11 protein-coding genes and 1 pseudogene are annotated in these 9,754 nt (G+C 42.0%); 7 read left to right on the forward strand and 5 right to left on the reverse strand.

What is annotated here, in order from left to right:
• The first annotated feature begins 677 nt into the window (after window positions 1-677).
• Window positions 678-983 (forward strand): hypothetical protein, encoded by a 306-nt coding sequence (locus tag HWQ38_RS00790; RefSeq protein ID WP_292789191.1) that lies wholly within the window; start codon window positions 678-680, stop codon window positions 981-983.
• A complete protein-coding gene (locus HWQ38_RS00795) occupies window positions 980-4,600 on the forward strand; it encodes a plasmid replication protein, CyRepA1 family (RefSeq protein ID WP_292789193.1) in 3,621 nt (1,206 codons plus the stop codon). Before HWQ38_RS00790 ends, HWQ38_RS00795 begins: the two co-directional genes overlap by 4 nt.
• A 515-nt stretch (window positions 4,601-5,115) precedes the next feature.
• Here the strand turns inward: HWQ38_RS00795 and HWQ38_RS00800 are convergent.
• On the reverse strand, window positions 5,116-5,376 hold the full coding sequence (locus tag HWQ38_RS00800; RefSeq protein WP_292789194.1) for a hypothetical protein: 261 nt from the start codon (window positions 5,374-5,376) through the stop codon (window positions 5,116-5,118).
• A 147-nt stretch (window positions 5,377-5,523) separates the two neighbouring features.
• Entirely contained in the window at window positions 5,524-5,673 is a 150-nt protein-coding gene (locus HWQ38_RS00805; protein ID WP_292789195.1) for a hypothetical protein, read from the reverse strand.
• Window positions 5,674-6,079: 406 nt separating this feature from the next.
• Between HWQ38_RS00805 and HWQ38_RS00810 the strand changes: the two genes are divergently transcribed.
• The 3 genes and pseudogenes from HWQ38_RS00810 to HWQ38_RS00820 all read left to right on the forward strand — a co-directional run.
• A complete protein-coding gene (locus HWQ38_RS00810) occupies window positions 6,080-6,463 on the forward strand; it encodes a hypothetical protein (protein WP_292789198.1) in 384 nt (127 codons plus the stop codon).
• Window positions 6,464-6,535: 72 nt separating this feature from the next.
• On the forward strand, window positions 6,536-6,721 hold the full coding sequence (locus tag HWQ38_RS00815; RefSeq protein WP_292789201.1) for a hypothetical protein: 186 nt from the start codon (window positions 6,536-6,538) through the stop codon (window positions 6,719-6,721).
• 328 nt (window positions 6,722-7,049) lie between these two features.
• Window positions 7,050-7,214, forward strand: a pseudogene (locus tag HWQ38_RS00820) (transposase); the annotation flags it as partial.
• A gap of 74 nt (window positions 7,215-7,288) precedes the next feature.
• On the opposite strand, the gene HWQ38_RS00825 reads toward HWQ38_RS00820, so the two are convergent.
• From HWQ38_RS00825 to HWQ38_RS00835, 3 genes are read right to left on the reverse strand one after another with little or no spacing between them, the layout of a single operon-like run.
• On the reverse strand, window positions 7,289-8,422 hold the full coding sequence (locus HWQ38_RS00825; protein WP_292789206.1) for a DUF3466 family protein: 1,134 nt from the start codon (window positions 8,420-8,422) through the stop codon (window positions 7,289-7,291).
• 35 nt (window positions 8,423-8,457) lie between these two features.
• A complete protein-coding gene (locus tag HWQ38_RS00830) occupies window positions 8,458-8,802 on the reverse strand; it encodes a glycerophosphodiester phosphodiesterase family protein (protein ID WP_366933201.1) in 345 nt (114 codons plus the stop codon).
• Complete coding sequence (locus HWQ38_RS00835) at window positions 8,798-8,926, reverse strand: hypothetical protein (protein WP_292789212.1); 129 nt, start codon at window positions 8,924-8,926, stop codon at window positions 8,798-8,800. The genes HWQ38_RS00830 and HWQ38_RS00835 overlap by 5 nt, the downstream gene beginning before the upstream one ends.
• An 8-nt stretch (window positions 8,927-8,934) precedes the next feature.
• Between HWQ38_RS00835 and HWQ38_RS00840 the strand changes: the two genes are divergently transcribed.
• Both HWQ38_RS00840 and HWQ38_RS00845 read left to right on the forward strand, forming a co-directional pair.
• Entirely contained in the window at window positions 8,935-9,111 is a 177-nt protein-coding gene (locus tag HWQ38_RS00840) for a hypothetical protein (RefSeq protein WP_292789215.1), read from the forward strand.
• Window positions 9,056-9,595: a hypothetical protein gene (locus tag HWQ38_RS00845; RefSeq protein ID WP_292789218.1), complete on the forward strand. Its 540-nt coding sequence runs from the start codon at window positions 9,056-9,058 to the stop codon at window positions 9,593-9,595. The genes HWQ38_RS00840 and HWQ38_RS00845 overlap by 56 nt, the downstream gene beginning before the upstream one ends.
• The last annotated feature ends 159 nt before the right edge of the window (window positions 9,596-9,754 follow it).

A 9,754-nucleotide genomic window follows, 5' to 3' on the forward strand; every position in this document is an offset into this window, starting at 1 on the left:
TACAAAAGAACAGAAATTACCTGAGTATTTTGAATAGAAAATCACAATCGCTCGTAATTACCTGAGTAAAATACAAATTTTGTACGTGCATAACGACAAAAAAGTTCACACTAGAGATTAAGACTAAAGCGGTGATAAAATCAATCCAAAACCTGTTAAGCCATCTATTAGGTCTTATAACTATTTACAAAACCTACCCCGAAAAAAGAATTGTAAACAGGACTAATGATGGGGATGAAATTCTAAAAGCCATGCAGAAATTTGCAAAACAAAATATCTCGCCAGTGATCCAGCAAGGCAAATTAGATACTATACTGATAGTGGCTTTGTCCCATCAAACCACTACTGAGGAGGTGTGTAAGTAAAGATTCTTCGGTTTAACTGATTTTAACTGAAGTGCCCGTAGTTCAATTGTTTCAAAACTTGGAGCGACTGGTTCCAGAAGAATTTAAAGATGCGTTTGCTTGCCGGCGGATTCATCTAAAAAATTCAAAAAGGGGATTACCAGAGCGCTCTGCATTGGGGGAATTAAATACCACCAAACCACATCTCTTACTATAAACTAATTTTGCTTCTTTGTGGCAAAGATTAGAATTAGAGAATTTTTAGGGTCAGTGTGCTGTTTGCTTCCCCCTTCACTTCATTAATTTAGGGAATCAAACCCAAGCGCCAAAACAATGCAAGCCAACACCAGTAATCATTTCAACGTCTCAGAAACTCAGAATTTATCCAAGACAGATCGCACCGAATTAACCAATCAAGATCCGATAGCACAAAATTATTTCTACTGGAACCAAACGGAAAGGCTTTCAGAACTTTCTCTAAACCCACTAAACCCTCAGAATGCTTACTGGATAGTAGTTTGGAGGAGGTTTTATAGTCTCATCCTTGCCCTGCAAAAACTAGATAAATTAAAGCGATCGCTAACCAAGGATTTTCCAAAATTGGGAATTGCTAAGGTAAACGTGGGGGTAGAAGCATGAATCACAAAAGATTCGGCAAAATAGCCTCACCGAAAAAATCGCTACGCCAAGAACTAAGGCAGGTTTTTAGAATAGTCAACAGGCAAGGTAATCAGAGAAATGCCCCAAGGGTTTTGGAGGAAATCTCAACACTAGAGTCCAGCCAGAATGACAAGACGCAAGGCGATGGACATAATAGCGAAATTCAAGTACTGCTATTCGCACATTATACTTTGCCAGTCAGAGAAAATTTTGAACCAAGCCACTGGCAAGAGTGGGGTCAAAGTGCAATTGACCCGGAAATAGTGGGGCTTAATTTCAAATCGCTCTCAGCCAATGAAGCATTTGAATATCTTCTCTACTCCGATAAAATCAGCCGCCGTAATGATGGACGGCTACGCGATGGGGATATGAGGAAGTATGCTCACTTGGCTGACGGTGGTTGGTGGTGCAGTGGTGTTGATGTTCTCACTGGGGAAGATTCCCTTTGGGGATGCTCAAAGCCCAACAGTCCAAGGACAGGTCAGGATGGCAAGGAAATTAAGTATGAGCAACCCCCAAAAGTTAGCACAGAAATTTTTGCCCTACGAATCCCCCCCCGGATTTGGGAATTAATTGGCCGCCGCTACGATGTGGCGCTACCAGAAAATTATCAAAGTTTACCTTATGGTGCTTTTTGGCGATGGGTGAGAGAAAATATCCAAATTCCCGTTATCATCTGCGAGGGTGCTAAAAAAGCAGCTGCAATCTTATCTTGTGGTTACGTTGCGATCGGCGTACCCGGAATTTGGGGAGGCCGTCGTCAACCAAAGGATGAATACAACGAAAATGACGGCGACCCATACCTCACTCCACAGTTAGCAGTATTTGCACAACCAGAGAGGCGAATTTACTTTTGCTTCGATGCCGATGTGAAACGCACGACAATTCGAGCCGTGAATAATGCGATCGCTAAAACTGCCAAGCTTTTATCTTTGCGTGGCTGTGAAATTAAAGTAATGGGCTGGCATTCAGCATTAGGTAAAGGAGTTGATGATCTCATAGCCGCTTACGGTCGTGAGCAATTCGATACCATTTACTGCGATGCCCTGAAATTGGATGGGTGGAACACCAAACAGTCAAGGCGGCTCACGTATATTCCAGACTTGAGCTTAAATCAACGTTATTTGGGTGAGTTGGCAATTCCATCAGGTAAGCAGCTAATCGCCCTTAAATCGCCAAAAAATACAGGCAAGACTCACTCGCTCCAGTGGATAACTGACCCGATAATTCGCGCTGGTGAGAGGAGAGTGCTAGTAATTACCCATCGGGTGCAATTGGGAGTCCAGCTTGTAAAAAAATTGGGATTACCTTTTGTTACCGAGCTTAGAGAAACTGCGGAAGGCTCATACTTCGGTATGGGATTAGTAATTGATTCTTTGCATCCGAAAAGCCAAGCCAAATTTAACCCTGATGAGTGGCAAGGGTGCTGGTTAATTCTGGATGAAATTATGCAGTTAATCTGGCATTTATTGAACAGTTCGACTTGTCAGAGCAGTAGAGTAGCCATAATAAAAAACTTCAAGCAGCTACTACTTAATGTTGTTAATTATGGTGGTAAAATATTCATTGCCGACGCTGACTTAAACGATATTGGTATTGACTTTATCAAAGGATTGTTAGGACAAGAGATTGACACTTTTATCGTTGAAAACACATTTACATTTAACGAACCTTGGGAGATAAATGTAGTCACAGGTAAAAATCCAGCACAATTAGTAAAACTCCTTACCCAAAAACTAGAAAATGGGAAGAAGTGTTTTGTTGCTTTATCAGGTCAACGGGCTAATTCTAAGTGGGGTTCTCGTAACTTGGAGGCATACTATAGAAATGTCCTACCACACCTAAGAATTTTACGAATTGATTCTAAAACTATAGCTGACCCTCATCATTCAGCTTTTGGATGTACAAGCGATTTAAATGAGGTAATTAAAGATTATGATTTAGTTTTAACCACTTCGACGATTGAGACTGGGGTATCAATTGAAGAGGAACATTTTGATTATGTTTTTGGGATTTTTCAAGGTGTACAAACTCCCGATGGTGTAAGACAGCACTTATCACGTTATCGCCCTCCAGTCCCTCGTTATATCTGGCTTTGTCCAGTAGGAATTAACAGGGTAGGCAGTGGCTCAAATAGTATAAGGGGATTGCTATCAGGTGAGCATAGAAAAAATAAAGCTAATATCAAAAAACTAATTGAATTCGGATTTGAGGAAACAATAGAAGGAAATTATGAGAGCATCTGCATATATACTTGGGCTAAGTTGGGAGCAATCATCAACGATGGTATGAACAAGTATTCTAAGCAAATTATTGCTGATTTAAAAGATGAGGGGCATATCATCTGTGAAATAAATGAAGATGAATTGCCAGAACCAGCAGAAGTAGAAATTACCAAGCAAGAAATTTACGCTACCTGTAAGAAAGAATATGCTGGACACTGTGAGAATGTAGCGGATTCTAAAACAATTACAGATGAGCAGTTTTTGAGGCTAGATAAGCAAAACTCTAAAACTGAAGTAGAGCAGCTAGAACACAGAAAAGGTGAACTTGAAAGGCGTTATAAGATTATTGTGAGTTCGGAATTAGTAGAGAAAGACGATAAAAACTGGTATTCGCTAATTCGACTACATTACTATCTTGGGGAAGGCAGGCAGTTTCTATCGGATCGGGAAAAAAATGTAATGTCTACTGCTTTGAAAAATGGCGATGGAGATTATTTCATCCCCGATACTAATAAAAGCCTTATTGGTAAGAAAATTGATGCTTTGGACTTCCTCAAATTTAATGAACTTATGCAAGTTAAAGAGATTAGCAATAATCACAAGTTAGCTCTTGAATTATTGGCAATCATTAAAAAGTATTCTTACGATTTAAATCTGCTGCTAGGGGTGAATTTCTCAAAAGTAAAAACACCGATTGAAGCCTGTCAACGACTGGCCGCGATGATTGGGCATAAGTTTCCAATGTTGAGGAGAGAAGGCAAGCGAGGAGAGCAAGTAAGAATTTACGGTACTCCCGCTCCAAACTTCAAAAAAGATGATGAAGGGAATTTGGTTTTGGTTAATGGGCAGGCTATACCCATTAGCGATCGCCGTGATGAAATTTTCACAGCATGGGTAGAACGCGATACCCTAGCCAGGGAGAAAGCAGCCGCCGATAAGTTGGAAGCACAAAAGGCAATTATTCCAGAAGCGTTAAAAGTTGAGGAAGTCACATCTGTGGAAGTTGGGCAGGACTTAACAGTTGAGCAAGTGATGCCTGCGGTGGACTATGCCGGAGCAGTTGTGGAACAGTCAACATTGTCTGCTGTCCAACAAATCAAGTTAGATGAAATCAAAGCTTGCGAGTCGCAAGTCAGGGAACAAACAGATAACCATTTACCCCTATGGGCTGGGTTAAAGTTGAAATTGCAGCAGGGATTACAGGATGCTGGCAGGTTTTATAAAGAAACAGTCTCAGAAATTGGGGAGGCCATTGGGATAGCTGATAGTGAGCCGTTTTGGAATGGCTACTTAAATCGCTGGCAGGTTGCTGTTAACTTTGCCTGTGGGTGTAAATCCGTTGCCTGTGATTGGTTGGAAGCGATCGCCTAATCTCGAAATAGCTAGTCCAGAAATCCCCGACCATTACCATTCTCTATTCTTTCGCATCCACACCCCTTCAGTATGAACTTGGAGGGGATTTTGGCTGTAACAATGCCTCAATCATCACGAAGTACAGATAGGCAGTCTGTAGCCGATTTTATCAGTGCTAGATTCACCGTGACTACCAAATTAATTTAAGGATGAGAATTTAGTTTCTGGATTTGGTAGTCACGGTTAGTTAGTGCGTAGTCATGATGATTAATATCTATTTATTAGAGCGCGTGACTACCGATATATCGTTATCTTCTGATTAGTAATTGGAGGTTTTGGGGTTTGGTAGTCATGGTTTGGTAGTTACGATGATTTTGGTAGTCATGATGATTAATATCTATTTATATAGAGGGCGTGACTACGGTATCAGAATTTGATACAAAATGCGGTTATTTTCAGTGGTGACTACCAAAGTTGTATAAAAGCTAGCGGCGGCGGATAAGTAGGCGATGCCGAAGGCGGTAAGCGATCGCTCACAGGAGACGCGGCAACGCCGCCGTCGTCAGGCAACGTAGTTGCCAGTCAAGTCCACCACGTCGGATAACCGCGCTGGCAATTGGGAGCGATGGCAAATTAGGAGACGCGGCGGAGCCGTCGTCGTTGGGCAACGCAGTTGCCAGTCCAGTTCCGCATGCCCGTGGAGAATTGTCAGTCATCTGCGAAAAGTTAAGCCAACGCTGAAAAGTAGTAAACCAGTGGAGATGCGATCGCGCGGAATTAATATTTCTTACCATAGAAATACTCAGGGGATTCAAGCAAATTTCTCTCAAAAATCAATGGATTAAAATCAGGCATTAGCTTTTGGGAAGATGAACAAGCTATTCTAAACCCACAACCTGTTACATCCTCTAAGAAAATTAGAATAACAAGATGAGGAACTTTCACCAGAGATTAACCCAGAGATTGCGATCGTTCACCGAAGAATAACCAAGGAGACGCGGCGACAGCCGCCGTCGCTCGGCAACGCGGTTGCCAGTCCAAAATCCCATGCTACGACAAGCGATATCTACGATTGGGCTATGCTTACGCACCTGGAAACACTGAGCAATATGTTAGAAGTGGAAGCTGTTATTATAAATTATTACCAGTTATACAAATAATTAACCAGTTATTATATTAATACCAGTTACGCAGGTATAGCATTATAACAGGTACGCTATCAAATAACTAGATGTTAGAACCCAGTCAGGGAGAGGAGTATTTCCCGACATTTCAGTAAAAAAGCGCGGATAGGTAGGTATTAGCTGCTAACTTGCTATGTCAAACTTTTAGGGCTATGGTATGGTAACTCTAGCTTAATTATTTGAATCTGCCTTTTTTCTAGTAAAACTTTGTCCCGCCTTGGGTTCAGTTACTTTTGTCAGGCAGTCAGGTAAAAGTGTTGTTAGCCATCACTCAAAATATTGTGGGCACAATTGTAAGCTAAGGAAAAAACCAATGTTAAAAAAATTTATTGTTTTAACAGTTGCAAGTATCACCTTATCGATTCCAGCAGCAAGTATCTTTGTTAGTTCACCTCCTGCTCTGTCACAATCAACATCATCAGATATCGAGACTATAACTCCCGTTATTTATACTTCTGGGAATGGTGGAGGGCCAGACGAATACTTTGCTCCAGTATATCCACAAACTTATACCTATACTATTCCTGTTTCTTCTAATGTTACCGAAGCATGGTACACCCCCTACGATAACATCCCAGATATTAAAGCATTTAGTACGATTGATGTTAGACCTGCTGGTAATGCAGTTCAGCTATCAATTAGAGCCCAGTCTGGAGTATCAGGAAGGGTACGCCTGAGAATTTATATCAAGCACTAGAGAGTGTTTTAAAAGCCAGAGAATAGTTTAGTCCCGCACACACCCTATCTATATATAAAATAGGGTGTGTGTGTGACTAGCCAAAAGCTTAGTGAGGGTAAGCACTTAAGCGATTTTGAGGGCATAGGAGACGCGGCAACGCCACCACGCCACAGCAGCCGCGTTGCCAATGCCCAATGCCCAATGCCCAATGCCCAATGCCCAACGCCCACTCGTGCTGTGAGTGGGTTTAATTTTGCGATTCTAGTCAAGCCTTAGCATTATTTAATACATTGCTTGGTTATAGCCAAAAATAGAGTTTGAAAAAAAATATTTTTTCAAAAAGTTTTCTAGGCAGTATATACAGCAATCGTTTCGCCAGTACACACGATTTCATTCTGTTATAAATATAAAATCGTCTGTACTTTAAAAACTACTTAGATAATCTACTTATTTATATGTATTAATACATTGATAATAAATACTGGCAATTGGGAGCGATCGCCCAATACTTCTCGGTTAAGAATTAAGCAGTATTGAGAATAAAAAAAGTGAGTGGTTGACGTTTAGTACCCACTCCTCTGTGGATTGGAATTCTCGCTGGAAACTGGGTGGAGTTTTCGCGGCCATTGGTACTCCAGCCCTTCCACCCAAAACTCGCGGAAAGTCCCCTGGTTGGGAAGCCGGAAAAAAACGTCACCGGAAAAACCGATGCCCGATTGTAAAAAAAACCGTAACACGACCACGTAAAGAGCCATCAGTTGCGGTTTAATACTAAAGATTATTCATAATTTCGATAAGTCTTTGATTAACTCAGCCCTGCTGGGTCGTTTTGCATAGCTTAGTCTAAACTCCAGTTGCACTGCTAGAGTCAGCTTTGCGCTTGAGTGCTGCAAATAAAATTAGAACAGCACCGAACGACAAAATAGGAACGCCTGAAGTTGGTTCAGCTACAGAGACAGATGAAATTGGCGTCAAAAGGAAGGCGTGTAATTCACCATTCACTGCACCACGACCGACAATTTGTCCATTATTATTAATGGCAGATGCGGCTGTTAAGGTAAAGCCAGGCTCGGAACCAGGAGCAATCAGGTCATTCAGGTCGTACAGAGTGTTATCACTATAAAGAAAAGCCTGCAAAGCATTGCCATCTGCTGTATAAAAGTTATAGTTAGTGCCAGAAAACCCGACTACTTGACCCAAATTATTGATCCCGTCAGCAAAACTAAACAAATCTGTAGGACGTAATCTACCGAGGTCTTGGAGTCCCGTGCTGGATGTGTACAGAAAAGCACGACCATCATCTACTCCAGTGAGTCCCGAAGTACCAACTACTTGTCCTGAGTCATTAATATCAGATGCTGAACTGTAGGTGTCACTTGGCAAAGTTCCCAAGTTAATAGTTTGGCCGTTTTTGTACAGAAAAGCTGTGTTTGAATTGAGAATGCCCACTACTTGTCCCAAGTTATTTAAACCGTAGGCAACAGTACCAGGAGTTCCTCCTATGCTGGTTGCTATACCATCGGTGTACAAGAAAGACCCAAGTTTGCTTGCTCCACCTACTACTTGGGTGCGATCGTTAATGGCATAAGGAATAGCATTTTGGATAGGGAGGGGTTGGGTGATGCCATTGCTGTACAGAAAAGGGTTATTTCCAGTAGAGTTATTACCAACCGAATTACCAACTACTTGCCCCAAGTTATTGATACCAGTCACTGTAAGTTGATTATCGCCAGGCAACGGACTAATTTTTTGGAGCGAACCATTGCTGTAAAAAAAAGAATCAGAGCCGTCCAAAGAATTAATGGTTACCTCACCTGAGTCATTGATGTCTGTTGCATAACTGTTGGCTTCTCCTGTAAGACTGCCTAAGTCAGTTAGTGAGTATAGAGATACCGCTAATGCGGACTTGGATACACTCAGACTGATTGCGGTCAAGGTTATTGCTGTTATACATGATTTCCACTTAAGTAAAAGCATATTAGTTTTCCGTGATTTTCTATTCCCCTACCAAATTACCACTGAATAGTAGAGTGATAACTTGCTGTATCTGGGTAATCGCTAAATACGCCATCAACACCTAAGCTGAAAAATAGTTCATATTCGCCTTGGGGATTTCCTTGAAAGTCCAGTGGCAAAAAGCAGTTTTCATTGCGGAAAGTCCAGACATGAACCAGCAAACCAGCCGCGTGAGCATCTGTGACTAAAGATGTGGGCGATCGCAATTTACCATTGCTATCTCTAGGAACCAGTAAATTTTTATCAAAGTCAAAAAACCTCGTTCTAAGTTTCCAGCGAGAATTCCAATCCACAGAGGAGTGGGTACTAAACGTCAACCACTCACTTTTTTTATTCTCAATACTGCTTAATTCTTAACCGAGAAGTATTGAGCGATCGCCCACAGGAGACGCGGCAACGCCGCCGTCGCTCAAAGCCTCGCTGATGATTTGGGAGCGATTGCGCGAAGCGCAGTGCCGGAGGCAATCGCGCTAATGGGGAGTGGGGTAAGAAGTGCGATCGCTCAGAGGAGACGCGGCAACGCCGCCGTCGTCAGGCAACGCAGTTGCCAGTCCAGCCCACCACGCCCAATAACCGCGCTGTCAATTATGAGCGATGGCTGCGCCCGCCGAAGGCATCGCTTGCTTAGGAGACGCGGCGGCGGGGCATAGGAGTTATGCCCTAAAATTTTTAATAAGCATAACTGTTGTAGCTGCCATGAGCGATACCTTCGGCGGGCGCAGCCATCGCATTGACCAAATCATAGAGAAACTTCACGAACTCAAGGAAATTAGACAGCAGTTAGTCAATGAATCCATGTCGCCACTTGGGGTATGGATTCATCAGTATGAGGTACGCAAGCGTTACAAAAAAGGTGGCGATATTTACACCTACACTTATGCAAAATGGCAGTCAGTAGAACCAATTTTTAACCGTAATCCAAAGCCTCGTTTAAAAAGTATCGTTAAACGAGGTAAAAACCCTAAAATGACCTGTCACGAACATATAGGTAGGGTGAACAGTAGCACGGGATTAGGAACTGAACCACAGGTTACTAAAGCTTATCAAGAGTGGGAAAATCGCAAGCAGTTAGACGCGGTTGATAAAGCCTTGGAACAGATAGAATCCGCGCTCATCGGAGTTATGCCAAAATAAACGAATAAGGCATAACCATTAATCATATAAAGAAATCTAAATATTTGATCGTGGTTGCATAAAATCCTGATTGTCTACGTATTTAGTTTAGAAAGCTTCAAATCAGGGTTTGGGGCTTTACTTCATACCTCAAAAATACACTATTTTGCAATTGCCCAA

It is taken from the genome of Nostoc sp. NMS7 (genome assembly GCF_017115085.1).
Lineage (GTDB): Bacteria > Cyanobacteriota > Cyanobacteriia > Cyanobacteriales > Nostocaceae > Nostoc.

What these genes read in the sequence shown, in the direction of transcription:
- HWQ38_RS00790 (WP_292789191.1), top strand. Translation starts at nt 678, where the DNA reads ATGCAAGCCAACACCAGTAATCATTTCAACGTCTCAGAAACTCAGAAT.
- HWQ38_RS00795 (WP_292789193.1), top strand. Translation starts at nt 980, where the DNA reads ATGAATCACAAAAGATTCGGCAAAATAGCCTCACCGAAAAAATCGCTA.
- HWQ38_RS00800 (WP_292789194.1), bottom strand. Translation starts at nt 5,376, where the DNA reads ATGGTAAGAAATATTAATTCCGCGCGATCGCATCTCCACTGGTTTACT.
- HWQ38_RS00810 (WP_292789198.1), top strand. Translation starts at nt 6,080, where the DNA reads ATGTTAAAAAAATTTATTGTTTTAACAGTTGCAAGTATCACCTTATCG.
- HWQ38_RS00825 (WP_292789206.1), bottom strand. Translation starts at nt 8,422, where the DNA reads ATGCTTTTACTTAAGTGGAAATCATGTATAACAGCAATAACCTTGACC.
- HWQ38_RS00840 (WP_292789215.1), top strand. Translation starts at nt 8,935, where the DNA reads ATGGGGAGTGGGGTAAGAAGTGCGATCGCTCAGAGGAGACGCGGCAAC.
- HWQ38_RS00845 (WP_292789218.1), top strand. Translation starts at nt 9,056, where the DNA reads ATGGCTGCGCCCGCCGAAGGCATCGCTTGCTTAGGAGACGCGGCGGCG.